Source organism: Streptomyces sp. NPDC050610 (assembly GCF_040654875.1).
Classification (GTDB): Bacteria; Actinomycetota; Actinomycetes; order Streptomycetales; family Streptomycetaceae; genus Streptomyces.
Map to the genome: position 1 here is coordinate 59,860 of NZ_JBFAIV010000032.1, position 24,841 is coordinate 84,700.

The following is a 24,841-nucleotide window of genomic DNA, read 5'->3' on the forward strand; positions in this document are numbered from 1 at the left end:
GCGGTTCAGTAGGCGAAGGTGAAGTGCGCGTTGCGGCCGGCGGCGAGGTGGTTGACGCCGCTGCCGGCGGCCAGCGTGGTGACGGGCTTGGCGGCGCTCTCCGTACTGCCGTTGCCCAGCTGGCCGTTGGCGTTGAGTCCCCATGAGACGACGGACTGGTCGTCGAGCAGGGCGACCGCGTGCTGGTTGCTGGCGACGATGTCCCGGACGCCGTTGAGGCCGTCGATGGGCACTGCGGTCGTACGGTTGACCGTCGTCCCGTCGCCGAGCTGGCCGACGTTGTTATGGCCCCAGCCCTTGACGCTTCCGTCGGACATCAGCGCGAAGTCGGTGTGGGCCCCGCCGAAGAGCTTCTCGACGCCCTCCAGGTGCTTCACCTCGACCGGTGTGGTGCTGTCCGCGACGGTGTCGTTGCCGAGCTGACCGGCGGTGCCCGCGCCCCAGGTCGTGACGGTGTGGTCGGTGGTCAGCACGGCGGAGTGATAGGAGCTGGCTGCCAGTGCGGTCACGTGGCCGAGCCCGGGCACCTTCTGTGGGGTGTTGTGATTGCTGTTGGTGCCGATGCCCAACTGCCCCCTGTTGTTGGCGCCCCAGGTCCATACCGTGCCGTCCTGTCGCAGCGCCATGCTGAAATGGCAGCCGGCCGCGATGGCCTTGACCTTGTCCAGGCCCTGTACGGCGACCGGCTTGGGGGATCCGATGTCCTTGGCACTGGTCGTGCCATCACCAAGCTGGCCGTTGTCGTTCCGGCCCCAGGCCCACACCCGTCCGCTCTTCAGGGCCAGCGCGTGACCGCAGCCCACGGCGAGGGACTTGACGCCGTTCAGGCCCGCGACCGCGGCGGGGAAGGAGCGGGCCTGGACGGACCCGTTGCCCAGCTGCCCGTACTTGTTGTCGCCCCAGGACTTCAGCGTTCCGTTCTTCAGGAGCGCCACCGCGAACGGCCCGGTGACCGTAAGTCCCCCGGCGCCCAGCTCCTTCACGTCCTCGCGGGCCAGTCCCTGGACGGGCCCGGGGGTGTGCTGCTCGACGGTCGACCCGTTGCCCAGCTCGCCGGAGGCGTTCTGGCCCCAGCTGTACACCCACGGGTCGGGGGTTCCGGCGCCGGCCGCGGCCGGGGCGGCCGCACCCGCGAGCGTCGCGAGCACCGCGGCGGCGGCCACCGCACCGTACGTGGAGCGCAGTGCGCGCCTCGTCCGCCTCGTCCGCCGGTCCGTCTGCTTCGTGTTCATGGGAGGCATGCCTTTCCTCGGCGCTCAGTACGCGTAACTGGTGTTGCCCGCCAGCGAGGCGGCGACGTGGTGGTAGTCCCCGCGCACGGCGGTCACCGGCGCGAAGCGGCTGACGCTCGTACCGTTGCCGAGCTGGCCCTCGCCGTTCGCGCCCCAGGCGACGACCTTGCCGTCGAAGACGGCGAGGTTGTGGTCGCGGCCCGCGGCCAGGTCGCGGGCCCCGTCGAGCGCGTCGATCGCCACCGGGGTGCTGCGGTTGGTGCGGACGGCGTCGGGCTCACTGGCCGCGTCCGGCTCCAGGAACTGCCCGTACCGGTTGCTGCCCCACCCGTAGACGGTGTCGTCGTTGCGCATCGCGAGGGTGTGATCTCCGCCGGCGGTGATCCGGCGGATGTCCTTCAGCCACCGGGTCTTGACCGGCACGGTGCTGCTGCTCTTGGCGGTTCCGTCGCCCAGCTGGCCCTTGAGGTTGTCGCCCCAGGCCCATACCTCGCCGCCTTCGGCGCGGGCGACGCCGTGGTGGCAGCCGGCCGTGATCTCGGCGATGTTCGCCGGGAGCCCCTTGACCTCCTGCGGTACGTCCTGCGAGGCGCGGTCTCCGGTGCCGAGCTGGCCGCGGGCGCCGCTGCCCCAGGCCCACACCGTGCCGTCCTCCATCAGCGCCAGGCTGAAGTCGCAGCCGGCGGCCACCTGCCGGGCCATGAAGACGCTCGGCACCCGGACGGGAATCGTGCTGTCGTCGCCGGAGCGGTTGACGCCCAGCTGGCCGTCCCCGTTCTCGCCCCAGGCCCAGACCCGGCCCTTGCTGATCGCCAGGGCGTGCGCGCCGCCCGCCGCCACATCGCCTACGTCCCGCAGCCCGTTGACCGCGTCGGGGGTGGCCCGGTCGTGCCGGGTGCCGTTGCCCAACTGCCCGGCGGAGTCATGCCCCCAGGCGCGGACCGAACCGTCCTCCAGCTGCGCCACGGCGAAGGAGTTCGCGCTCCCCGTCCCGCCCGCGGAGATCTCCCGTACCTGGCCCCGGTTCAGACCGGTCACCGGCCCCGGCGACCAGCGGTCCGCGATGCCCGCATCGCCCAACTGCCCGGCGCCGCCGGCCCCCCAGCTCATGACCTCGGGGCCGGAAGCGGCCTGCACCTGGCCCGCGGCGGCCGACCCGGCCAGCGCGGCGAGCGCTGCCGCCGACACCAGCGCCGCCCTCGTGGCGCCCCATCTGCCGCCTGTCGTCTTGCGCAATCTCAGCCGTCCTCTCGACTTCATGGCATGCCGGATATCGGCATCTCCGGCGGCTCGTCGGGCTGTTGAGCCGTGCGGTGATCGCCACGTCCGAGATCTTGGAGCCGGGAGACGGCGGTTACGGGAGCAAGGCGGAAATGATCACTCCATGCGGTGGATCACTCACACTCCGGAGTTACGCGCGGTGCCCGAACCGCTACGAACTGTGACTGTTGGTGGTATGCCGCAGCGGCTCGGGGGCTCCCAGCGCCCGTTCCGAGTCCGAACGGCTCGCCGACTCGCTCGGCTCCGCGGCCGCCGAGGCGCTGCTCGGCACGGATACCGGCCGGGAGCCGGTGACTGAGCTACGCGCCCGGCCCGGCGTACGTCGCGACAGGACGCTCCCCGCGCGCCGTTCGCTGAAGCCATCGCTGAAGCCATCGCCGAAGCCCCGCAACCCGGCAAGGCGTTGCGGGGCTCCTTGGCGCAGCCGGTCAGTTGGTGAAGAACTTCACCTCATGGCCTTCCAGCGGGTCCGGCGACGTGGCCAGCACATTGGTCAGGAACCTGCTGTGCGTCGTGGGATCGAACGCGTACTTGGACTGGGCGACGTCGTGCTTGATGACCACCGTGCGCAGATAACCCTGGTAGGTGAACGCCCTGTTCCCGGCCGGGACGGCGAATTGGATGGTCTCCGTCGTGACCTTGGAGTACTGCTCGGTGAACGAAATGCTGAAGCCCACCGTCAGCGAGGCCTTGACGACCTCGAAGCTGACCTCGACGGTCGACTCCAGGGAGAGAGTCGTGGTGGTCGACAGCGTGAATCCGGTCTCGACGCTCTTGGAGTACTCCGAGGAGGCAGCGGAGCCGGTGTTGTCGATGCAGCCGATGTTCTGCAGATCCGGCGTGTAGAGGACGAGGGCCTTCCGCTCGGTCGACGTCGAATAGAAGACGAGGGACCGGTCGAATACGCTCTTGCTCGCGGCGGGCAGCTTGCTGTAGATCTCCAGCTTCGGCTTCGGAATGGGCTCGCCGGCCTGCTCCGCGGACGTCTCGTGCTCGCTCATGGCAGGTTCCTCCCGGTCAGTCGGCCAGCTTCCGGTCTTCGGTGAGCTGATCCTCGAACGTGGTGGTGTTCGCGGGCTCCTTGTAGACGGAGCGGTACCGCAGCGCGCGCACCCAGACTTCCAATTGCGTGTCGTGCTTCGTGCCGCCGTGCTTGTCCTTCCGCTTGTACCGCTTGATGCGAAGGCGCCAGTTGACGGACAGCACGCCGAGCCCTGTCGCGTGAGTGACGTTCTCGCTGTCCACCCAGGGGTCGAGCGCCAGGAAGACGAGGATCTCCTCGTCCTTTCCGTCCTTCCTGGAGTCGTAGTTCTCGGCGCTCGCGTCCTGGAGCGGCCCGATCTGGTTGGCGAGCATGGACTCCAGATTCTGCGGTTCCAATCCCTCGACCACGGCGGCCGACGCGACGAGCCCGACCTCCTTGTACTTCTGCTTGATCGCGTCCACGGTGGAGAACTCGCCCCGGTATTCCTCGGACTTCTTTCCGGTGACTCCCCAGCGCTTTCCGGGCTGGTCCCCCGCATGCGCGTTGTTCTTGTCCTGCTTCTCCGGCCGCTGCTCCAGGCGCTGGAACCTGGTGGCGTTCACGATCTCCGCGAGTGTGCCCGCGTACTCGCCGACCAGTTGGTCGCCGCCCGGGTCCCAGGTACCCGAAGAGGTCGGCACGATGTCCCGCGCGGCCAGCTCGGTGACGAGCAGCAGGCCCGCCGGATTGTTCTCGGCGAACTTCTCGACGAACCGCGGATCGGACGGCTTCACACCGGCGAGCTGGCGCAGGAAGTGCGCGCCGCCAGGGTTGTCGGCGGTGAGCGACTCGAAGAAGTCGGCGGCGCCGGGGTGCTTGTTGGCCCGCTCGGTGACCTGGTCCAGGGCATCGCGCGTGAGGCCCGACACCTCGCCGACGAAATCCTCGGCGTGCTGCGAGAAGGACAGCCGCAGACTGTCTTTCCGCTTTCCGATCAGAAAGGATTCGAGCTGGCCCGTGCGCGGGAGTTGCGCGCGTACTTCCCTGATGAACTGGTGGAGATAGTCGTCTCCCGTCTGCTCACAGGTGAGACCGATGCTGTGCAGGTCATTCCGCAGGCTGTGGACCTCGACCTTGGTCGGGTCGGCCGTCACGACCGGAAGGTATTCCTTCCTTTTCGGAATGGGCTCACTCGCTGCTTTCGCCGCCATGGTCACGCCCTTTCTGGGGAGGATGGCAGGAACCCCGAGCCGCACAGTCCACTCCCCGGTGCAGCCGCGCGGCAAGTCGGCGCGACAGCTTCGGGCCACGTCCCTTTGTCGCGAATTCGCCCGCGCCGCCGGGAGGCGGGCAGGGGCCGGATCGGCGGTGCCCTTCGGGGCGAGAGCCCTGTAGTCCCCCGGCGACCGGAGCGGGGTTCGCCGTGATCGATGGCGCCCGTCCCCGCCGGAGCAATCGTCAACTGCAGGTTGACGATTGAGGGATCGTCAACTTAAAGTTGACGCATGAGCCCACTCGACATCAGCCTCGCCGACCTGATCACCCGGCTCGACGAGGAACTCCCCGACGCCAACGAACTGACCCGCATCAGCGAGGCGCGGCTCCGCGCCCAGACCCTGTCCGACCTCGGCGACCAGCTCATCGACCACTACGTCAGCAAGGCGAAGCGGACCGGCGCGTCATGGACCGAGATCGGCGACGCCATCGGAGTGTCCAAACAGGCCGCGCAGCAACGCCACACGCCCGCCCCGTTCGAGGGGTTCACCGACCTGAACCGGCACAGCATCGTGCTGGCCCAGGAGGCCGCCCGAACGCACAAGCACGACTTCATCGGCACCGAACACCTGCTGCTCGGCCTGCTCGGCGAACCGCGGAGCCTGGCGTACGACGTGCTGGCGGCGAAGGCCGAGTCGGCGCAGCGCGTCCGCGACGCGATCGAGGAGGCGATGCCGCCGGCCGGGGAGAAGGCGCTGCGCGGGCACATCGCGTTCCGGCCGGAGAGCAAGGAGGCCATCGAACAGGCACGCCGCGCGTCGGCCGACCTCGGCCACGACTGGATCGGCACGGAACACACACTGCTGGGCCTGATCCGCGTCGAGGAGAGCCCGGCCGCCCAGATCCTGCGCGACCTCGGTTTCACACCGGAGGAACTGCACGAGACGGTCAGGACCGAGGTCGCCGAACGGCTCGCCGCGCGCGACAAGCGGTAACGAAACAGTCCGTCACCTCGGAGGCTCTGTATACAGGGTGTTTTTCACCTGCATACTAAGGGTGTACATTCGGCACCGCGGCGCTGCCGGCAGACGGGTCAACAGGCCGCTGCCGACGGACCCGGCCGACACGCCCCCGAAGGAGCCTCGTGGTGTCACAGAGCGAACGGGCCTACGACCTGCTGCGATCGGAGATCGTGCACTGGCAGGTCCCGCCCGGCGCGCATCTCAGCGAGGTGCGGCTCGCCGAGCGCCTCGCCGTGTCCCGGACGCCGCTGCGCCAGGCCATCCAGCGGCTCGCCCACGAGGGGCTGGTCCGGATGGTTCCCGGCCGGGGCGCGCAGGTCAGCGAGATCGCGCTGCGGGATGTGGTGCACCTCTTCCAGATGCGGGAGGCGCTGGAGCCGTACGCTGCCCGGCTGTGCGCCCGCCGGCCCGAGCGCGCCCGGTTCGCCGCGCTGCGGGCCGAGTTCGAGGCGCAGCGCGGCGAGCTGGAGACCGGCGGGCCCGCCGACGGCGACTACGCGCGGTACTACGAGTTGATCGGCAGGCTCGACACGGCCGTCGACGAGGCGGCCGACAACCCGTACCTCGTCTCCAGCCTCGCCGGGCTCCGCGGCCACCTGCAACGGCTGCGGCAGATCGCGCGCCGCCGGCCGGCCCGCATGCTGCAAACCGTCACCGAACACCTGTCGATCTGCGCCGCGATCGAGGAGGGCAACGAACCCCGGGCCGCCGAGGCGACGGCGGTCCACATCAACAACAGCCTGCGCCACATCCTGGCCGTCATGGCCGAGGACGTGGGCGGCGGCCTCCTGGGAGGCGGCGCCGTACTCGACGCACCGGACCAGGGGCACCGCGCCACGTGAGGGCCGGCCCGGCGCCGACTCCCCCAGCGGCCGACGGCGGCCCCTGCCCGGCCGTACCCCGACGACACATCAAAGAGAGCAGCCAGAAAGGCGGACCCATGAACGGCGCCCTTCGCCGCACGCCACCCGGACCGGCGGTGACCGGCCGATGAACGACCCCGCCCGCCCCTCCCTCGGGGAACTCATCGCCGCCGACGGCGGACTGCTCCTCCCCGGCGTGGCCAACGCGCTGACCGCCCGCATCGCCGAAGACCTCGGCTTCGGCGCCGTCTACGTCACCGGCGCGGGGGTCACCAACACCTACCTCGGCCTGCCGGACCTCGCCCTGGTGTCGCTGCCCGAGATGGCCGCGCACGTCGCGGCCGTCACCGACGCGGTGGACATCCCGGTCGCCGTGGACGCCGACACCGGGTTCGGCAACGCGGTCGCCGTGTCGCGCACGGTCCGCGTACTGGAGAAGGCCGGCGCCTCGGCCGTGCAGCTGGAGGACCAGGCGGCCCCGAAACGCTGCGGCCACTTCGACGGCCAGGAGGTGATCCCGGCCCAGGAGATGGCCCAGAAGATCCGCGCCGCCGTCGATTCCCGCCGCAGCGCGCACACCTTGGTCATCGCCCGCACCGACGCCCGCGCCCGGCACGGTCTCGGCGAAGCCCTCGAACGTGCCGCGCTGTACGCCGAGGCGGGGGCGGACGTGCTGTTCATCGAGGGGCTGCGCTCGCGCGACGAGCTGCTCGCCGCGGGCCGGGCGGTCCCGGACGTGCCCAAGCTGGCCAACATGGTCGAGGGCGGCAAGACTCCGCTGCTGCCGCGCGACGAGCTGACGGCCATGGGCTACTCCGTCCTCCTGTACGCCAACGCGGCGATGCAGGCGGCCATCCTCGGCACCCAGACCGTGCTGGCCGGCCTGCGCGACGCCGGTTCCCTCGCGCCGGTCATGGACCGGCTCGCCCCTTGGGAGGAGCGCCAGCGGCTGGTCCGCCGCGCCGAGTACGAGGAGCTGGAACGGCGCTACGAGGCCTGACGGGCGGTACGCGCTCCGGCCGGCCGGAGCGCATTACGCGGCCGGGGCGTCGTCCAGGACACGGAAATCCTGGTCGCCTTCGGGGTCTTCGGCGGCCACGGAGCACTGAGTCACTTCGGCGGCGCCCGGTCCCTCGGCGGCCCAGCCCACCAGCCGCTCGACGTCGCCTTGCGAGCCTTCGAAGACGGCTTCCACGTCGCCGTTGTGGAGGTTGCGGACCCATCCGTTCACGCCCGTCTCGCGGGCCAGTCGGCGGCAGGTGTCGCGGTAGTACACGCCCTGTACGAGGCCGCGGACGTGGACGTGTCGTCGGATCAGCACGGGGAGCCCTTCGGGGGAACGGTGGCGGAGCCCGGCCCGTACGGGGCGGACGCGCCGTACGGGCCGGCTGTGTCAGAGCCGGCTGGTCAGCCGCTCGATGGTGCGGGAGACGGGTTCGATCCTGGCCTGCCGGTAGCCGGTTCCGGCCCACAAGTGGATCAGGCGCGTGTCGCCGGCCGCGGTGGCGGCCTTGCGGAGCCCGCTGGTGAGGTGATGCAGGGCGGGATAGCCGGCCGGGGCGCTGTCGGAGTACCGGTCGGTGAAGTGGTTGCGCAGGGCGCGGGCCGGCCGTCCCGTGAAGGCGCGGGTGAGGACGGTGCTGTCGAAGGCCGGGTCCGCCAGCGCCGCCTTGTGGGGCGCGGAGGCGCCGCTCTCCTCGGTGCGCAGCAGCGCGGTGCCGACCATGGCGGCGTCCGCGCCGGCCCGCAGGGCGGCCGCCGCGTCCTCGGGGACGGCGATGCCGCCGGTGGCGACGACCGGCAGGGCGGTGGCGGCGCGTACCGCGGCGACCAGGTCGGGCAGGGCGACGGAGCCGATCGGCCGGTCGGGGTTCAGCGTCGCCGAGTGGCCGCCGGCGGCCGGCGCCTGCACGATCAGCGCGTCGGCCCCGGCCTCGGCGGCCCGCCGCGCCTCGTCGGGTGTGGTGACGCACTGCAGGACGGTGGTGCCGGCCCGGCGCAGACTCGCGATGACGTCGCCGCCGGGGACGCCGAAGGTGAAGGACACCCAGGGGACGGGGTGGGCCCGCAGCAGGCCGATCTTCTCCGACCAGTGGTCGTCGTCGTCCCGCGGTCCGGTGTCGGGCAGGGCCAGCCCGTAGCGGTCGGCCTCTTCCCGCAGCACGCGCGCGTAACGGCCGTACTCCTCAGGGGAGATGGGCACCGGGTTGCGTACGAAGAGGTTGACGCCGAACGGGACGCCCTCGGCCTCGACGGCGTGCAGCTGCCCGGCGAGCGCCTGCGCGCTTTTGTACCCGCCGGCCAGGAATCCCAGCCCTCCGGCGCGGGCGGCCGCGGCGACCAGGGCGGGCGTGCTCGGCCCGCCGGCCATCGGCGCGGCGAGGATCGGACGGTCGATGCCGAGACCGGTCAGCAGTGTGCTCATGATCGCTCCTTGGGATACGGGGTCAGGCCGCGGGGGCGAGGTGGTGCGGGAAACGGACGCAGACGGCGGCCGCCGCGGCCCCGGCCAGGGCGACCATGACGCTGCCCAGCAGCAGGGCCCGGTGGTAGCCGTGGTTGAGCAGCGGGGCGGCGAGCAGCGGGCCGAGGATCTGGCCCGCGCTGTAGCCGGCCGTCAGCAGCGCCACGGCGCGCGGCACCCGCAGGTGGGCGCCGATCGACAGGGCGATCGTGCTGACGCCCATGAAGGTGGCGCCGAACAGCACCGCGGAGACGAGTGCGGGTACGGGGCCGCCGGCGACGGCGGGCAGCGCGATGCCGACAGCCTGGATGATCAGCGCGGCGAGCAGGAGGGCGGGCCGGGACCAGCGGCGGGCCAGCCGGGTCCACAGGGCGCAGGAGGGCAGCGCGGCGAGGCCGACGACGATCCACGCCCCGCCGCCGAGCCGGCCGGGCACGCCTTCCTGGATGGCCGCGACGAGGAAGGTCCCGGCGATGATGTAGCCGATGCCCTCGAAGGTGTAGCTGGCGAGCAGGGCGACGAACCAGCGGCGGGTGCGGGGCCGTTCGGCCGGCCGGGCCGTCTCGGAGGGTTCGGCCGCGTGCCGGTGCGGGGCCAGCGGCCAGGCGAGCGCGGCGAGCACCGCGGCGAGGGCGGCGCAGGTGAGCCAGGCCGCCCGCCAGGTGGACGCGGCCTCCACGGCGACGACCAGCAGGCCGGACAGGGCGATGCCCGCGCCGACCCCGCCGAAGGCCCAGCCGACCAGGTGGTGGGCGTGCGCCCGTAGGCCGGTGAGCATGGTGCTGACGGCGATCACGAAGGTCAGCGCGCTGGCCGCACCCGCCACGAGCCGCAGTACGAACCAGGCCGCGCCGTCGTGCGTGGCGGGCATCAGCGCCAGCGTGCCGACCAGCACGACCAGCGATCCGCGCAGCGCCGCCGCCGACCGCACGACGGCGGGAGCGGCGATGCCGACGAGGGCGCCAAGGAGGTAGCCGATGAAGTTGGCCGTGGCCAGGTTCGCCCCGAGCGCGGCGGAGAGCCCGGCCTGATCGCGCATCAGCGGCAGGACGGGCGTGTAGACGAACCTGCCGACCCCCATGCCCGCGGCGAGCGCCGCCGCGCCCTGGACGACGATCGCCCACGGGGATGTCGTACGCGGCGGGGGCGGGGTCGACGGATGCACGGCGGTGGTCACCTTCCTGGTGGCGTTCAGGGGCCGCCTTCGACGCTAGGCAGCCCGTACGCGCCTGAGAAATGCCCGTTAGGCTGCCGCTATGCATGACGCGCATGGACGCCGGTGAGGGCCGTGACGGGCACGGACATCGAACTTCGCCATCTGCGGGCCTTCGGCTCCGTCGCCCGCCACCGCTCGTTCTCACGGGCCGCCGAGGAGCTCCTGATCACCCAGCCGGCGCTCAGCCGCACGATCGCGCAGTTGGAGAACAGGCTGGGCGTCCTGCTCCTGGACCGGTCCTCCCGGCACGTCGAGCCGACCGAGACCGGCGCGCGGTTCCTGGAGCACGCGGAGCGGGTGCTCGCCGCCCTGGACGACGCCTTGGCCTCCGTCCAGCACCGCGGCGCCCTCCGGCTCGGCTTCAGCTGGCTGCTGCCCGACCCCTGGGCGCAGCGGACGTTCAGCCGCTTCGAGGAGGAAACCGGCGCCTCGGTCGGCCTGACCCGCACCGACGACCCGGTGCAGGCGCTGCGGCAGCGCACGGTGGACATCGCCCTCGTCCGGGGTGACGCCGAGGTGCCGGCGGGGGTGCGGACGGTGCACCTGTACGACGAGCCGCGGGTCGCCGTCTGCTCGCGCGACAGCGACCTGACCCGTTTCACCCATCTGGAGTGGGCCGACATCCCGCACTGGGCGCTGGTCGTCAACACCGTCAGCGGGACCACCGGCCCCTGGTCGTGGCCCGACGGCCGGCGACCGGCGCAGGTCATCGAGACGGCGAACTACGACGAATGGCTGGAGACGGTGGCCGCGGGCCGGGGCATCGGCATCGTCCCCGAGGTCGCGGAGCGCCGTACCCAGCATCCGGCCCTGCGCTTCATCCCCCTCACCGACGCGCCCCCGAGTCCGGTGCGCCTCGTCCATCTGCCCGACACGCGGCGGACGCTGATCCGCCGTTTCCTGGACGCCGCCCTGCGGAGCACGCCCCAGTGACGTATCCGGCCGGTCACCAGCCGCCATGTCCGCCGCGCATCGATGTGCCGCGGCAGGCATTTCCCCGGGCCCCGGCCTGTCACTAGCGTCGAGGGTGCAACGGCGGTCGGTGTGGCACCGGCCCCTGACGGCGTCCGGGCCCGCTTCTTCCGCGGGGCTGCCGGGAGTTCTCCGCAGGGTTCACGGAAGTGCTCCATGGAACCCTGCGAGGCACTCCGCAGGGCTCCCGGACGTCGGACCGGCCCGGTACGAGGCCGGGGCCCCGCCGCCGCCCGCCGCACTCGCGACAGAAGGGCCGCCCCATGACGACATTCACCGGCTGGATCACCCACGAGCTCCCGGACGGGCACCGCGCCGCGCTCGAAGAACTCGACGACGGTGTGCTGGACGACCGCGACACCACGCTGCGCGTGCACTACTCCAGCGTCAATTACAAGGACGCCCTCGCCCTCCAGGGCCGTCCCGGCGTGATCCGCCGCCACCCCCTCGTGCCCGGCATCGACGTCACCGGGGAGGTCCTCACCAGCCGGAACCACCGCTGGCGCCCAGGCGACCTCGTCACACTGAACGGCGCCGGGCTCGGCGAGGACCGGCACGGCGGGCTCGCCGGGCTCGCGGCCGTCGACGGCGAGGACCTGGTGCCGGTGCCCGACCCCTTCACCCCGGCCCAGGCCGCGGCCGTCGGGACCGCCGGATTCACCGCCGCGCTCAGCCTCCTCGCCCTGGAACGGCACGGGCCGGCCCCCGGGCACGGCCCCGTCCTGGTCACCGGAGCGGGCGGCGGCGTCGGTTCGATCGCCGTCGCGCTGCTGGCCCGCGCGGGCTACGAAGTGATCGCCGCGACCGGCCGCCCGGAGCTCCTGCACGAGCGGCTCACCGCGCTCGGCGCCGCCCGCGTCGTCGACCGCGCGGAACTCGACACCAAGGGGCGGCCGCTCGCCAAGCAGCGCTGGGCGGGCGTCGTCGACGCGGTCGGCGGCCCGCTCCTGGCGGGCGCGCTCGCCGGCCTGCGGCACTCCGGCACCGCCACCACCTGCGGCCTCGCCGCGAGCGCCGAATTCCCGGGGAACGTCCTGCCGTTCATCCTGCGCGGCGTCTCCCTGATCGGCATCGACTCCGTGCGCACCCCGCGCGAGCGCCGCGAAGCCGCCTGGCAGCTCCTCGCACACCATCTCGACCCGGCACTGCTCGACAGCGTGACCCGGACCATCCCCCTCGCGGCCGTTCAGGAGGCCGCCGCCGACATGCTCGCCGGCCGGGGAACGGGCCGCGTCGTCGTCGACGTCCGCGCGCACTGACCCGGCCGCGCGCGGACCGACGCACCCAGCACCAGCCCCCTGCCGCACCCGCCACGGGAGACCGCGCGTGGCGGACGAGGCAGGGACCGTACAAAGGAGAACCGCACATGACCACCGCACAGGAAGGGCCGCGCGCCTTCGACGAACTCATGGCGCTCCGGGACGGCGCGCCGCCGGCGCCCGGTGAGGTGACGACGACCGGGGCCGACCCGCTGTTCGCCTCGCCGTTCCGCGTCGGCCGCACCCTCGCCGACGCCCTCGCGGCCCGTGCCGTCGCCGCGAACGACCTGTGGGAGCTGCGGACCGGACGGCGGCAGAAGATCGGGGTCGACGTACGGGCCGCGGCCGCCACGGCCCTCGGCGGTGAGGACATGACGCTCGCCCGCGACGCGGCGGGCGCGTACCGGCCCATCCCGGTCTCGACCGACGTCGAGCACATGGCGTCGCTCACCCAGCCCTGGCGGACCGCCGACGACCGCTGGTTCGTACCGCACTTCAACCTTCCGCACCTCGAACGGCGGGTGCTGGACGTGCTGGGCTGCGAGGCCGATCCCGCCTCGGTGGAGGCGGCGGTCGGCAGGTGGCAGGCGGACGACCTGGAAGAGGCGATCTCCGCCGCCGACGCGTGCGGCGGGGTCGTCCGTACCGCTCAGGAGTGGCTGGACCACCCGCAGGGCGCCTATCTCGCCGCGCGCCCGGTCGTGGAGATCACCAAGATCGGCGACAGCGCCCCCGAGCCGCTGCCCGCCGGCGCCGAACCGCTCGGCGGCGTCCGCGTACTGGACCTCACCCGCATCCTCGCGGGCCCCACCGCCGCCCTGAGCATGGCCGAGCACGGGGCCGACGTGCTGATGGTCACCGCGCCGCACCTCCCCCAGGTGGAGCCGTTCGTCCGCGACACCAGCCATGGCAAGCGCAGCGCCTACCTCGACTTCACCCGCCCCGACCAAGCCGCGCGCCTGCGCGAACTCGCCTCCGGCGCGGACGTGTTCATCGAGGGGTACCGTCCGCACCGGCTGGAGGCGCACGGCTTCGGCCCGGCCGACCTCGCGGCCGTACGGCCGGGAACGGTGTACGTCAGCGTCAACTGCTTCGGCTCGGGCGGCCCGTTCGGGGACCGCGCCGGCTGGGACCAGGTGGCGCAGGCCGTGACCGGCGTCTGCGACATCCAGGGGCGCGCCGCGCGGGCGGGCCGCCCGCAGCTCACACCGGTCTTCCTCTGCGACTTCCTCACGGGGTTCCTGGGGAGCTACGGCGCGATGCTCGCCCTCGCCCGCCGCGCCCGCGAAGGCGGTTCATATCACGTCGAGGTCTCCCTCTGCCAGTCCGCGATGCTCATCCAGCGGCAGGGGCTGATCAGCGGTTTCGAGGACGCGGCGGGCCGGCTCGACCCCGCGGAGTTCGCACGGTACGCGGTGGCCGACGACGCCACCGCCTACGGCGACCTGAAGAGCCTCGGACCCGTCCTCCGCATGTCCGAGACGGCGCCCCGCTGGCGGGGGACGACGCCGCGGCTGGGCGGCTCGCGGCCGGAGTGGCTGCCGCGCTGAGTCCGGCCACCCGCTGCGCCGCTCCCCCGTCGGAGCCGCCGTCCGCCGCGCCGCTCCCCGGCTTCGTCCGCCGGGGAGCTCAGGCGTAGATCTCCGCGTAGAGGCGCTGGATCTCCTCCGCGGTGGGCGACTTCGGGTTGTTGGCCGGGGACCCGGACGCGAGCGCCTGCTCGGCCATGAGCGGTGTCAGGCGGACCCATTCGTCCTTGTCGATGCCGTAGGCCGCGGGGGTGGGGACCTCCAGGTCGGTGCAGAGTTCGCGCAGCGCCCGTACGAGCCGGTCCGCGGCCGTAGCGTCGCCGTCCTCGGCGGTCGCGACTCCGAGCGCGCGGGCGCAGTCGGCGTACCGGCCGGGCGCGGCGTCCACGGAGAAGGCGGTCACGGCGGGGAAGAGCATCGCGTTCGACAGGCCGTGGGCGACGTGGAAGTGCGCGCCGATCGGGCGGCTCATGCCGTGGACGAGCGCCACACTGGAGTTGGAGAAGGCGATGCCGGCCTGGGTGGCGGCGAGCATCATCGCCTCGCGGGCTTCGGCGTCGCCGCCGTCGGCGTAGGCGCGGCGCAGATGGCGGCCGATGGCGCCGATCGCGGTGCGGGCGAGGCTGTCGGCGAACGGGTTGGCCTTGCGGCTGACGTACGCCTCGACGGCGTGGGTGAGGGCGTCGATGCCGGTGTCGGCGGTGAGCCGGGGCGGCATCGACATGGTGAGTTCGACGTCGACGACGGCGGCGAGCGGCAGGAACGCCGGGCCGGCGCAGAGCATCTTCTCGTCCGATTCGCTGTCGGTGACGATGGTGAACTGGGTCGCCTCGGAGCCGCTGCCGGCGGTGGTGGGGACCGCGATCACGGGCAGCGCCGGGCCGAGGTTGACGCGCGGGGCCTTGTAGTCGCGCATGTGGCCGCCCTGTACGCCGAGCAGGGCGAGGGCCTTGGCGGTGTCCATCGGGCTGCCGCCGCCGAACCCGATCACGGAGTCCGCCCGGTGCTCGCGCAGCGCGTGTACGCCCGGCGCCAGGGAGTCGGTCGTCGGGTCGGGCACGGTGCCGGAGAAGACCAGCGGGTGCAGGCCCGCCTTCTTCAGCGTCGCGGCCAGTTGTGCGGCGGCGCCCGTACCGGCCAGGAACGCGTCGGTCACGACGAGCGGGCGGCTCAGCCCCAGCCCCTTGACGACCTCGCCCAGTTCGTCGGCGGCGCCGCGGCCGATACGCAGGAGCCGGGGCAGGGACAGGTTCGCGATCATGGAGAACCTCTCTGTGGAGGGGCGGTGAGGCGCTTCGAGTCGTTCGACTGTGCCGCGCCCGGCGATGTGCGATCAAGCACCAAAAACGCAGACGCGATGTGCGTATACGCAGATACGCTGCTCCCGTGCCCCCTCGCTCCCGTCCGCCCGACATGAACCCGCCCCCTTCCCGGCGGACCGGGCGCGGCACGGTCGATCCCCGCCGGATCCGCGCGGACGACCTGCGCTATCTGCTCGCGGTCACCCGTACGGGCCGTCTGGTGGCCGCGGCCGACGCGCTCGGCGTGGACCACACCACGGTCTCCCGGCGCATCGCCGCGCTGGAGAAGAGCCTCGGGCTGCGGCTGATGGAGCGGGGCGCCGAAGGGTGGGCGCTCACCGACGCCGGAAAGGCCGTCGCGGAGAACGCCCGCGCGATCGAGGACGCGCTCGCCCGCGTCGCCGAGGCGGTGTCCGGTCAGGACTCGCCCTCGCTGCACGGCACCGTGCGGGTCAGCGCGCCCGACGCCTTCGGCACCGTCATCGCCACCCCCGCCCTGGCCCGGGTCCGCCGGCACCACCCCGACCTCCAGGTCGAACTCATCACGGCGACACGCCAGTTGACGCTGCATCCGTCGGGCTTCGATCTGGCCCTGGCCATCGGCAGGCCCGCGGGCAACCGCCTGGTGACCGAGCACCTCACCGACTACGCGCTGGGGCTGTACGCCGCCGACGAGTATCTGGCCCGGTGCGGGTCCCCCGAGTCGGCCGCCGGACTGCGGGACCACACGCTGATCTTCTACATCGAGTCGATGCTCCAGGTCGGCGACCTCGACATCGAGCGCCATCTGCCGGGGATCACCCCCGCGTTCTCCTCCACGAACGTCTTCGCCCAGCTCGAAGCCGCCCGCCTGGGAGCCGGCATCGGCGTCCTGCCGGCCTTCCTCACCCACGGTGCGGGGCTGCGGCGGCTGCTGGCCCACGAGATCGACATCCGGCTCCCGATCACGCTGGCCGTACGCCGCGAGGCGGTCACCCACCCGGCGGTACGGGCCGTGCGGGACGCCCTGCGCCAGGAAGTCGCCGAGCGCGGGGCCGAGTTGCTCCCGTCCTGACGGCGGGGCCTTCCCTCGTACGTATGCCCGAAAGTTCGGCGGTAGGATCACATTCCCGGCATGGTTGGTATGTCGGCAACCCGACTACCCCTGCGGAGAGTTCCATGCGGCGTTTCCCCGTCCTCCTTCCTCTCGGTGCGGCAGCGCTGCTGTGCGCCGGGTGTTCCGGCGGGCCGGCGAAGGCGCGGCAGGAGCAGCCCGTGAAGGCCTCCGCGTCCGCGGCCGCCAAGGTCGTCGACGAAGGGGCGGCGGTACGGGCCGCGGTGGCCGCCACCACCAAGACCACCGCCCGCGTCGACGGGACGGTCCAGACGGGAGGCGGCGGCATGACGTTCACCGTGGCCCTCCACGGCGCCTTCGACTGGCCGGGCGCCAAGGGGCGCCTGCGGGCCGGCCTGTACCAAGGCACCGCCTCCGACAAGGGGAAAGAGGGGCCGCACCTGGACGAGATCTTCGCCGACGACACCGTCTACCTCGGCGGATTCCCCGAGCAGCACGGCACATGGGGATCGATCCGCAGGGGCGAGGCCGAGGCCCATTACCCACTGCGGGCGCCGATGAACGATCCCGATCACGTCCTGCGCCAGATAGCCCGGATGCGACACACCTCGAAGGTCGGGCAGGAGACCGTCGGCGGCGCGCCCGCCACGCACTACCGCGGCGTGCTCGACGCCGACGCGGTCAAGCTGCGCATGGCGCAGACCGCGCGGGCGAAACTCTCACAGATACAGGAAATGCTCGGCGAGCTTTCCGTGCCCGCGGACGTCTGGGTGGACGGGAGCGGCCGGGTCGTACGCACCCGGCTCACCCTGGACATGGCCGGGGCGGGCAGCACGGCGACGATGAACCTGTCCGGCTTCGGGAAGCCCGTCGAGGCCCACGCTCCCGACCCCGGCAAGGTCACCCCCATGCCCCAGGCCGGAGGCCCCCTGCCGGGCTGACGCGCTCACGCTCCCGCCCGGTCAGCGGCCCGCGGGGCCCTGGCGGGGCGGCTGTCGCACCGGACGGCCGCGATCCGGCCCCGCTCCGTGCGCCGGAGTGAATCGAAAGTTGCGCCGGGTGAAATCCATCGCACGGAATCCACCGATGACTTGATGTCCGGAGCAATGCCGGGTTGCCTTATTGGATCTTTTCGGCGCCTCTTCGCCTGACTACGGTGAACGCATGAGAAAACTCAGCGGAAAAGTCGCCCTGGTCACCGGCGGCAGCCGGGGAATCGGGCGGAGCATCGCCGAACGCCTGGCGCGGGACGGCGCCTTGGTCGCGGTGCACTACGGCTCCAGCGAGGCGGCGGCCGAGGAGACCACCGCGGGCATCGCGGCGGACGGCGGACAGGCGTTCACCGTGGGGGCGGAGCTGGGAGTCTCGGGAGACGTGGAAAAACTCGTGGCGGGGCTGGATGAAGGGCTGGCGGCGCGAGGGGAATCGGCGCTCGACATTCTCGTGCACAATGCGGGGCTCAACTTCATGGGGCGGCCGATCGAGGTTCTCACTCCCGAGGAGTTCGACCGGATGGTCGCGGTCAACGTCAAAGCGCCGTTCTTTCTGACGCAGCGGCTGCTGCCGCGGATGCGCGAGGGCGGCCGGATCATCAATATCTCGTCCGTCTCGACCCGGGTGGCGTCGTCGGGCGGCAGCATCGGTTATCCGCTCACCAAGGGCGCGCTCGATGTGTTCAGCCGCACCTTGGCCAAATACCTCGGCCCGCGCGGCATCACCGTCAACGCCGTGGGGGTCGGCTTCACCCGCACCGACATGACCGCCGACGCTCTGGCGGATCCGGCGCACCTGGAGAGCACCGTCGGCCGGACGGCGCTCGGCCGGGTCGGCCGGGCCGCGGACATCGCCGACGCGGTCGCCTTCCTGGCCTCCGATGACGCGCGCTGGATCACCGGCACCAAGGTCGACGTCTCCGGCGGCGTCAACCTGTAGCGGTACGCGGCGCACCGCGCCCCCTGGCCCGTACCGCGAGATCGTCGCACGGACGGGCGCCGGAGCCCGGTGGCGTCGAAGGCGGCCTCCGCTCGACCTGCCGGGCCGCACCTGGCGAAGGCGCCTCCGGATGCGCACCGGCGCCGTCCGCGACACCGCTCACGTGCGGGCCGGTCCGCGCGGCCCCGCTCGTCAGCGCCCCGCGCCGCGCCGGGAGGACCGGCCCCGGGCCACGGCGCCGACAGCGACGGCCGCCCTTCCGGTTCCCCGAATTTCGAAGTACTTCCGGCAGCTTTCGTCCTCGATGAGGGCAGCGCTGAATAACCCCCTCCGCAAAAGTCGAAGTACCGTTACCAACAGAAACGTTGTGATCTTACTTCCCGGTCAACTAGCATCCCAGCCATGCTGACGCCGGGTCAATCCCGCCTCCTTTTATCGATCCTATCGATCGCCGCGTTCATGGCGGGCCTGGATCTTTTCATCGTCAACGTTGCATTTGATGACATCGGACGTGACTTCCAGGGCGAGTCACTGTCGAATCTCTCCTGGATTCTCAACGGATACGCGATCATTTTCGCCGCGCTGCTGGTCCCGCTGGGCCGGCTGGCCGACCGGTACGGGCGCAAGGAGGGGTTCCTGCTCGGCGTAGCGCTCTTCACGGTCGCCTCCGGCGCCTGCGCCGCCTCGAACTCGCTGTGGATGCTGGTCGCCTTCCGGGTGCTGCAAGCCGTGGGGGCGGCGGCCCTGACGCCGGCCAGCCTCGGGCTGCTGCTGTCGGTCTTCCCGCCCGAGCGGCGCTCGGGCGCGGTGCGCATCTGGTCGGCCAGCGCGGCGCTCGCCGCGGCGGCGGGGCCCGTCTTCGGCGGCCTGCTGGTGAGCGCGTCCTGGCGCTGGGTGTTCCTGGTCAACCTGCCGATCGGGCTGGCGACCCTGGTGGTGGCGGCGCGCAGGCTGCCGTCCTCCCGTGACACGGCGCCCTCGCGGATGCCGGACCTGGCGGGCGCGGGTGTGCTGACCCTCGCCGTCGGGCTGCTGGCCCTGGGCCTGGTGAAGATCGACGACTGGTCCGCCGTGCTCGTGACCGTCATCCTGGCCGCCGCGGTCCTGGGCTTCGCCGGCTTCTGGCTGCGGTCCCGGCGCCACGCCTCGCCGGTGATCGAGCCCGCGCTGCTACGGGTGCCGGTGTTCGCCTGGTCCAACGCGACGGCGATCGTCTTCAGCGCCGCGTTCGCGGCGAACCTGCTCTGCGCGATCCTGTGGATGCAGAACGTCTGGGACTACTCCGCGCTCCGCACGGGCCTGGGCGTCGCGCCCGGCCCGCTCATGGTGCCGCTGGGCGCGATCGTGGCGAGCAGGCTCGCCCACCGGGTCCCGGCCGGCCGGCTCGCCGCTCTGGGCTGCCTGCTGTGCGCCGTCGGCGTGACGCTGATGTGGCAGCAGCTCGCACAGAAACCCGACTACGCGGGAACTCTGCTGCCCGGGTGGCTCGTTGGGGGGATAGGCGTCGGGCTCGCTCTGCCGACCATCCTGTCCACCGCCACCACCGATCTGCCGCAGGAGCGCTTCTCCACCGGCAGCGCCGTGGTCAACATGAGCCGGCAGATCGGCAGCGTGCTGGGAATCAGCCTGCTGGTGACCCTGCTGGGCACTCCGAAAACCTACGACGAGACCCAGCGGGCCTTCGGGCACGCCTGGATCGCCATCGGCGTCTTCATGCTCCTGGGCGCCGTCACGGCAGTGGGCATGTCGCCCGTTCCACGCAGGCGGAACGTTCCGTCCCGCACTCCGCGCAAAACTCCGAACTCCGTGTAGCGATCCGAACTCCGTGCCGCAGTCCGAACTGCGCGCGAAAACCCTGTCATCCGAGGTCAAGGGGGAAGCCTCATGAAGCAAAGCCATACCCGAATAGCCTACGTCGACTGTCTGCCCGGCATCCGGCCGGAAAGCCAGTTGTCCCTGGCACGGTTCGGCGAGATCACTCTCGACCGGCCCCGGCCGGATGTCTTCGAGCGCTATCTGCACGACCTCGACGAAGGGGACGTCCTCGCGGCGGTCTTCGTCGGCGGCAGCGGTTCGTCCGCTCCACACGCCGTACGGAAACTGCGCGACCACAAGAAGTTCGCCAAGACCCGCGCGTACGTCGTCGGCGAGAGCGCCGGCGGCCGGGTACCCGGATGGGCCGAGACGCTGGACGTCGAGGACATTCTCGCTCCGTCGGAATTCGACGGCTACGGATTCACCGACCGGGCCGAGATCGGTATGCGCGCCTACCACTCGCTGGTCCAGGACGAGAACTACACGGAGTACTACCTGGACACGACGTACAACAAGATCTTCGACTGGTTCGAGACCACCCGGTGGGACTGGAAAGAACTCGACCTCGACCGGATGCAGCCGGAGATGCTCGACGCGGAGGAGATCGACTTCCTCACGGAAGCCGCGATCATCGAATTCGGCACCCTCCCCGGCGCCCACAACTTCCTGCGGGAGTGGGAGGGCGAGACCAGCTTCTCCTCCTGGGCGCTGATGTGGGGGGCCGAGGAGGCCCGGCACTCGCTCGTACAGGCCCGGTGCCTCGACCGGCTGGGCGTGAAGGTGCGCTCCAAGCACGCGCTGTACAAGCGGGAGCCGTACCCCATGGGCGACACCCGCGCCGGGACGCTCATGATGAACATCATCTCCGAATGCCGCGCGGCCGAGCTGTACAAGGCGCTCGCGGCGGACACCACGGAGCCCGTCATCAAGCGCGTGTGGAAGCTGCTCGGGCGTGACGAGTCGCGGCACGCCAGGGCGTTCTACGTCTTCTCCCAGGAACTGTGCGACAGCAGCAGGGAGAACAAGGTCGCCGCCCTGAAGATGGCCTACGTCTGGCTCGCCGACCGCAGCCAGGGCCTCAAGCACCCGGCCGGCCACTTCTACCCCCACTCGACCTCCGCCAACGGCATCCGGCGGATCGAGGCGGTCGAGGCGGGCGCGACGGACGCCGCCGACGAGAAGGTGCTGTCGATGGTCCGGCGGCTGGCCGACGACGACGCCATCGAGACGTCGCGGGACATCAAGCGCAAGCTGCGCACGCTGGTCTAGCCGCGCTCGTCCCACAGCGCACGGCCACTCGGTCACATCCACACACGTACGCCGATCCGCGGTGCCGTGCCCGGCGGGGCAACAGGCGCCGGGTGACTCCGCCCGCTGCCTGCCGATTGTCGGCGGTGCGGTGTCACTCGCCGCCGACGTGTCGTCGCCGACGTGCGTCACCGCACCGGCCCGCGCCGGACCGGAGCCGTCGGGGAACTCCCCCGGCTCCGGTCCAGCGGGCGGGCGCCGGCGTGTCAGAAAGGTACGACGGGGGAAATGCACAGCGGGCATCAGCACATTCCGAGCCGATTCTTCTCGTCGATCCGCCATACGACCGCAGGAACCGACGAGAGGAACCGGTATGCCCGAGTCCACGACAGCGGAAACAGAATCCAATTGCTTCGGCTGCGCCCCGAGCAATCCCATCGGGCTGCATCTGGATTTCGAACGCGATGGTGACGTCTTCACCACCCGCGTCAAACTCGGCGCGGACTACGAATCGTTTCCCGGGGTCGTGCACGGCGGCATCGTCGGGACGATCCTGGACGAGACGCTGGCCCAGGCGGTGTACCGCTCCGGTCGCGTCTCGGCCTTCACCACCGGTCTGCGCATCCGCTACGCGCGGCCGATGGAGACCGACACCGAGCACACCGCCTGGGCCGAGATCGTCAAGCGGGACGAGATCTCGGTACGGGCCACCGGCCGGGTCGAAACGGGCGACGGGGAGATCGTCGCCGTGGCGGACGGCACGTTCTACCTACTGACCGACGACGTGCTCGGGCAGAACCCCGAGCGCATTCCAGCGGAACTCATCAAGGTGCTGCGGTCCGCCAACGGGCCCGCACCACAGGGGGATTGATCATCATGGACGTCCGTACGCGTGTCTGCGCCATCATCAGCGGGCAGCTGTCCGTGCCGGAAGGGGACCTCACTCCGGACCGGCACTTCCGCGCCCTGCCGAACGTCGACTCGATGCGCATCCTGCAGATCATTCTGGAGACGGAGAAGGAGTTCGACATCGAGGTCGACGACGACGCCACCTTCCGGCTCCAGACTGTCGGCGAATTCCAGGACCTGGTCGAGCGGCTCTGTCGGCAAGGCGCCGCCACGTGAGCATCACGGCGGCGCTGAAGGACGTGGCGGAGCGCGGCACCGGGCACGGCATACGGCTGTTCCGCGGGGACCAGGAGCGCGAGCGCACCGGTTACGACGAGCTGTACGCGCAGGCCGGCCGGGTCGCGTGCGGTCTGCTGGAACGCGGGGTCCGGCCGGGTGAGCGGGTGGCCATCGCGCTGCCCACCTCGATCGACTTCGCCCGCGCGCTGTTCGGCGTGCTCGCGGCGGGAGCGGTGCCGGTCCCGGTGCCGCCCCCGGCCAGGTTCGCGTCACTGGAGATCCACATGCGGCGCATCGTCCTCGCGATGCGCCAGTCGAAGGTCCGGTTCGTGCTCACCGACGAGGCGCTGGGGAGCCTGCTGGGGCCGGTGCTGGGCGGCGACGGCGGGGGCTCCTCGGAGACCCGGGAGTTCGGCATTCTCGACATCGCGACCGTACCGGCCCCGTCCGCGGTCTACGCCGATGTCGCGGCGGACGCCCCGGCGCTGGTCCAGTACACCTCGGGCACCAGCGAGGACCCCAAGGGCGTGGTGCTCAGCCACGCCAACCTGCTGGCGAACGTGGAGGCGATCACCAAGGGGATCGACCTCACCGACGCGGACGTGGGGTGCAGTTGGCTGCCGCTGTTCCACGACATGGGGCTGATCGGGACGCTGCTGTCGGCGGTGCTGGCCGGCGCCGACGCGCTGCTGATGCCGCCGGAGGACTTCCTGCGCGACCCCGGCCGGTGGCTGCGCGTCATCAGCCGCCACCGGGCGACCATCAGCGCCGCGCCCAACTCCGGTTATCTGCACGCCCTGCGCAAGGTGCCCGCCGAGGACGTGCGCGAACTCGACCTGTCCTCCTGGCGGCTGGCGCTCAACGGCGCCGAGCCGGTGGACGCCGGGCTGATGCGGCGGTTCGCCGAGCACTTCGAACCGGCCGGCTTCCGGCCGACGGCGTTCCTGCCGGTCTACGGACTCGCGGAGGGCTCGCTCGCGGTCACCTTCCCGCCCACCGCTCGGGAGGTGCGGACCCTCTGGGTGCGGCGCGACATGCTCGGCGAGGGGGTCGTGGAGTTCGGCGGCCGCGACAGCGGGCTGTGCCGGGAGATCGCCTCGGTGGGGGCGCCGGTGGCGGGCACGGAGGTGCGGCTCGTGGGCGAGGGCGGCGGCGTGCTGCACTCGGAGGCCGCGGTGGGCGAGATCCATATCCGCGGCGCCTCGGTGATGCGCGGCTACGAGGCCAACGAGGCGGCCACCCGGGCCACCGTGCACGACGGCGGCTGGGTGTCCACGGGCGACCTCGCCTTCCGCAAGGACGGCGAACTGTACGTCGCCGGCCGGAAGAAGGAGATGATCATTGTCTTCGGGCAGAACTACTACGCCCACGACATCGAGTCGGTCGTCGGCCGGCTGCCGGGGGTGACGCACCACGCCGTCCTGGCGGCGGGCGTCCCCTTCGAGGACGGCGACGGTCTGGTCGTCATGGTGGAAACCAAGGAATCGGAGGCTTACGCTCGGTCCGAACTCGTCGCGCGCGTACGGTACGCGGTCTCCAGCGAACTGGGGGTCACGCCCCGGGAAGTCGTCCTCGTGCAGAAGGGCCGGCTGCCGCGTACGTCGAGCGGGAAACTGCTGCGGCACGGAGCTCAGGCCGTCTACCAGCAGTGGGCTCCGGCCCCTCCGGACGCGCAGCCGACCGTCACCACCGATCCGGACCAAGTCAGCTTGGAGTAGGACGATGACCGCAGCCCCCCAGGACCCGGCCCCCCTGACCGCCACGGAGCGAGAGGAGCTTCTGCGGCGGTCGTGGATGGCCACCGACGGCCTCTGGTACTACCAGACCGCGCAGGCCGGCGGCATCGACGGCGCCAACGAGGCCAATATCCAGGTCGTGCGCGAGTTCGGCCGCCAGGAGATGCGGCGGCTGATGCGCAGCCTCGGCATCGAGCGGGTCGAGAGCGTCGAGCAGTACCGGACGCTCTTCAGCACCGCCGTGGACCTCTACCTCGGCTCGCTGTTCGAGGCGGAGGAGTCCGTCGAGGGGGACGTCCACACCATGAACGTCACGGTGTGCTTCGCCTACAAGGGCGTGAAGAAGGTCGGCATCGAGAAGCTCTACCACTGCGGTCCCGGCGAGCGCCTCACCGGCTGGCTGCAGGCCATGGAGATGCCGACCGCGCTCGAACCGGCCGTGGGCCTGTGCCAGATGGCCCACACCGGCAGTTGCTCGTACCGCCTCAAAGTGATGCCGAAGTCCGGGGGCTGACGCCCGCCCGCGGGCGCGCCGCGGCTTCCCGGGGCCGGTGCGAGCGGATCGTACGGGCCCCGGGCGGCGCACTCGCGCGAGCATCGCTCCGACTGG

General features: G+C 71.7%; 23 protein-coding genes. 15 read left to right on the plus strand and 8 right to left on the minus strand.

All coding sequences use genetic code 11. The features are described from left to right. Positions 1–5: 5 nt before the first annotated feature. The 4 genes from AB0I22_RS30980 to AB0I22_RS30995 form a co-directional block, all read right to left on the minus strand. Positions 6–1,232 (minus strand): chromosome condensation regulator RCC1, encoded by a 1,227-nt coding sequence (locus AB0I22_RS30980; protein ID WP_363134280.1) that lies wholly within the window; start codon positions 1,230–1,232, stop codon positions 6–8. 24 nt (positions 1,233–1,256) lie between these two features. Beyond that, on the minus strand, positions 1,257–2,468 hold the full coding sequence (locus AB0I22_RS30985; RefSeq protein ID WP_363134281.1) for a sialidase: 1,212 nt from the start codon (positions 2,466–2,468) through the stop codon (positions 1,257–1,259). Between the two features lie 473 nt (positions 2,469–2,941). Then, complete coding sequence (locus tag AB0I22_RS30990; RefSeq protein WP_363134282.1) at positions 2,942–3,514, minus strand: hypothetical protein; 573 nt, start codon at positions 3,512–3,514, stop codon at positions 2,942–2,944. Positions 3,515–3,530: 16 nt separating this feature from the next. Next, entirely contained in the window at positions 3,531–4,631 is a 1,101-nt protein-coding gene (locus AB0I22_RS30995; protein WP_363134283.1) for a lectin, read from the minus strand. Between the two features lie 351 nt (positions 4,632–4,982). Here AB0I22_RS30995 and AB0I22_RS31000 point away from each other — a divergent pair, with 351 nt between their 5' ends. From AB0I22_RS31000 to AB0I22_RS31010, 3 genes are all read left to right on the plus strand, one after another. Continuing rightward, complete coding sequence (locus AB0I22_RS31000) at positions 4,983–5,687, plus strand: Clp protease N-terminal domain-containing protein (RefSeq protein ID WP_363134284.1); 705 nt, start codon at positions 4,983–4,985, stop codon at positions 5,685–5,687. A 152-nt stretch (positions 5,688–5,839) separates the two neighbouring features. After that, complete coding sequence (locus AB0I22_RS31005; RefSeq protein WP_363134285.1) at positions 5,840–6,556, plus strand: GntR family transcriptional regulator; 717 nt, start codon at positions 5,840–5,842, stop codon at positions 6,554–6,556. A gap of 148 nt (positions 6,557–6,704) precedes the next feature. Next, positions 6,705–7,577 carry an oxaloacetate decarboxylase gene (locus AB0I22_RS31010; RefSeq protein ID WP_363134286.1) on the plus strand — a complete coding sequence of 291 codons (873 nt, stop codon included), beginning with the start codon at positions 6,705–6,707 and terminating at the stop codon, positions 7,575–7,577. A 33-nt stretch (positions 7,578–7,610) separates the two neighbouring features. Here AB0I22_RS31010 and AB0I22_RS31015 read toward each other — a convergent pair whose 3' ends face one another. The 3 genes from AB0I22_RS31015 to AB0I22_RS31025 all read right to left on the minus strand — a co-directional run bounded on the left by AB0I22_RS31015 (position 7,611) and on the right by AB0I22_RS31025 (position 10,206). Then, entirely contained in the window at positions 7,611–7,895 is a 285-nt protein-coding gene (locus AB0I22_RS31015) for an acylphosphatase (protein WP_363134322.1), read from the minus strand. Positions 7,896–7,970: 75 nt separating this feature from the next. Then, complete coding sequence (locus AB0I22_RS31020) at positions 7,971–9,002, minus strand: nitronate monooxygenase (RefSeq protein WP_363134287.1); 1,032 nt, start codon at positions 9,000–9,002, stop codon at positions 7,971–7,973. A 22-nt stretch (positions 9,003–9,024) separates the two neighbouring features. After that, positions 9,025–10,206, minus strand: a complete 1,182-nt coding sequence (locus AB0I22_RS31025; RefSeq protein ID WP_363134288.1) for a YbfB/YjiJ family MFS transporter — start codon at positions 10,204–10,206, stop codon at positions 9,025–9,027. A 123-nt stretch (positions 10,207–10,329) separates the two neighbouring features. Here AB0I22_RS31025 and AB0I22_RS31030 point away from each other — a divergent pair, with 123 nt between their 5' ends. The 3 genes from AB0I22_RS31030 to AB0I22_RS31040 all read left to right on the plus strand — a co-directional run bounded on the left by AB0I22_RS31030 (position 10,330) and on the right by AB0I22_RS31040 (position 14,038). After that, the gene (locus AB0I22_RS31030) at positions 10,330–11,190 is read left to right on the plus strand and encodes a LysR family transcriptional regulator (protein ID WP_363134289.1); all 861 of its coding nucleotides are present in this window, start codon (positions 10,330–10,332) and stop codon (positions 11,188–11,190) included. Positions 11,191–11,492: 302 nt separating this feature from the next. Further along, positions 11,493–12,488 (plus strand): MDR family oxidoreductase, encoded by a 996-nt coding sequence (locus AB0I22_RS31035; protein ID WP_363134290.1) that lies wholly within the window; start codon positions 11,493–11,495, stop codon positions 12,486–12,488. A gap of 107 nt (positions 12,489–12,595) precedes the next feature. Beyond that, complete coding sequence (locus tag AB0I22_RS31040) at positions 12,596–14,038, plus strand: CoA transferase (RefSeq protein ID WP_363134291.1); 1,443 nt, start codon at positions 12,596–12,598, stop codon at positions 14,036–14,038. A 79-nt stretch (positions 14,039–14,117) separates the two neighbouring features. Here the strand turns inward: AB0I22_RS31040 and AB0I22_RS31045 are convergent, their stop codons facing one another. Further along, positions 14,118–15,278, minus strand: coding sequence for an iron-containing alcohol dehydrogenase (locus AB0I22_RS31045; protein ID WP_363134292.1), 1,161 nt, complete (start codon positions 15,276–15,278; stop codon positions 14,118–14,120). 125 nt (positions 15,279–15,403) lie between these two features. Between AB0I22_RS31045 and AB0I22_RS31050 the strand changes: the two genes are divergently transcribed. The 9 genes from AB0I22_RS31050 to AB0I22_RS31090 all read left to right on the plus strand — a co-directional run bounded on the left by AB0I22_RS31050 (position 15,404) and on the right by AB0I22_RS31090 (position 24,745). Next, entirely contained in the window at positions 15,404–16,372 is a 969-nt protein-coding gene (locus tag AB0I22_RS31050) for a LysR family transcriptional regulator (protein WP_363134293.1), read from the plus strand. A gap of 200 nt (positions 16,373–16,572) precedes the next feature. After that, entirely contained in the window at positions 16,573–17,313 is a 741-nt protein-coding gene (locus tag AB0I22_RS31055; protein WP_363134294.1) for an LppX_LprAFG lipoprotein, read from the plus strand. Positions 17,314–17,536: 223 nt separating this feature from the next. After that, on the plus strand, positions 17,537–18,304 hold the full coding sequence (locus AB0I22_RS31060) for an SDR family oxidoreductase (RefSeq protein WP_363134295.1): 768 nt from the start codon (positions 17,537–17,539) through the stop codon (positions 18,302–18,304). Positions 18,305–18,706: 402 nt separating this feature from the next. Then, positions 18,707–20,116 (plus strand): MFS transporter, encoded by a 1,410-nt coding sequence (locus AB0I22_RS31065; RefSeq protein ID WP_363134296.1) that lies wholly within the window; start codon positions 18,707–18,709, stop codon positions 20,114–20,116. A 72-nt stretch (positions 20,117–20,188) separates the two neighbouring features. Next, complete coding sequence (locus tag AB0I22_RS31070) at positions 20,189–21,388, plus strand: ferritin-like domain-containing protein (protein WP_363134297.1); 1,200 nt, start codon at positions 20,189–20,191, stop codon at positions 21,386–21,388. Positions 21,389–21,740: 352 nt separating this feature from the next. After that, positions 21,741–22,238 (plus strand): PaaI family thioesterase, encoded by a 498-nt coding sequence (locus AB0I22_RS31075; protein ID WP_363134299.1) that lies wholly within the window; start codon positions 21,741–21,743, stop codon positions 22,236–22,238. A 5-nt stretch (positions 22,239–22,243) separates the two neighbouring features. After that, positions 22,244–22,492, plus strand: coding sequence for an acyl carrier protein (locus tag AB0I22_RS31080; protein ID WP_363134301.1), 249 nt, complete (start codon positions 22,244–22,246; stop codon positions 22,490–22,492). After that, positions 22,489–24,213, plus strand: coding sequence for an AMP-binding protein (locus AB0I22_RS31085; RefSeq protein WP_363134302.1), 1,725 nt, complete (start codon positions 22,489–22,491; stop codon positions 24,211–24,213). The genes AB0I22_RS31080 and AB0I22_RS31085 overlap by 4 nt, the downstream gene beginning before the upstream one ends. Before the next feature lie 4 nt (positions 24,214–24,217). Then, a complete protein-coding gene (locus AB0I22_RS31090; protein WP_363134303.1) occupies positions 24,218–24,745 on the plus strand; it encodes a DUF6125 family protein in 528 nt (175 codons plus the stop codon). Positions 24,746–24,841: the final 96 nt, after the last annotated feature.

Bases quoted from the DNA above. Each gene is read 5' to 3' on its own strand.
- AB0I22_RS30980 (WP_363134280.1), bottom strand. From the start codon at position 1,232: ATGAACACGAAGCAGACGGACCGGCGGACGAGGCGGACGAGGCGCGCA.
- AB0I22_RS30990 (WP_363134282.1), bottom strand. From the start codon at position 3,514: ATGAGCGAGCACGAGACGTCCGCGGAGCAGGCCGGCGAGCCCATTCCG.
- AB0I22_RS31000 (WP_363134284.1), top strand. From the start codon at position 4,983: ATGAGCCCACTCGACATCAGCCTCGCCGACCTGATCACCCGGCTCGAC.
- AB0I22_RS31010 (WP_363134286.1), top strand. From the start codon at position 6,705: ATGAACGACCCCGCCCGCCCCTCCCTCGGGGAACTCATCGCCGCCGAC.
- AB0I22_RS31020 (WP_363134287.1), bottom strand. From the start codon at position 9,002: ATGAGCACACTGCTGACCGGTCTCGGCATCGACCGTCCGATCCTCGCC.
- AB0I22_RS31035 (WP_363134290.1), top strand. From the start codon at position 11,493: ATGACGACATTCACCGGCTGGATCACCCACGAGCTCCCGGACGGGCAC.
- AB0I22_RS31040 (WP_363134291.1), top strand. From the start codon at position 12,596: ATGACCACCGCACAGGAAGGGCCGCGCGCCTTCGACGAACTCATGGCG.
- AB0I22_RS31045 (WP_363134292.1), bottom strand. From the start codon at position 15,278: ATGATCGCGAACCTGTCCCTGCCCCGGCTCCTGCGTATCGGCCGCGGC.
- AB0I22_RS31060 (WP_363134295.1), top strand. From the start codon at position 17,537: ATGAGAAAACTCAGCGGAAAAGTCGCCCTGGTCACCGGCGGCAGCCGG.
- AB0I22_RS31065 (WP_363134296.1), top strand. From the start codon at position 18,707: ATGCTGACGCCGGGTCAATCCCGCCTCCTTTTATCGATCCTATCGATC.
- AB0I22_RS31070 (WP_363134297.1), top strand. From the start codon at position 20,189: ATGAAGCAAAGCCATACCCGAATAGCCTACGTCGACTGTCTGCCCGGC.
- AB0I22_RS31075 (WP_363134299.1), top strand. From the start codon at position 21,741: ATGCCCGAGTCCACGACAGCGGAAACAGAATCCAATTGCTTCGGCTGC.
- AB0I22_RS31080 (WP_363134301.1), top strand. From the start codon at position 22,244: ATGGACGTCCGTACGCGTGTCTGCGCCATCATCAGCGGGCAGCTGTCC.
- AB0I22_RS31090 (WP_363134303.1), top strand. From the start codon at position 24,218: ATGACCGCAGCCCCCCAGGACCCGGCCCCCCTGACCGCCACGGAGCGA.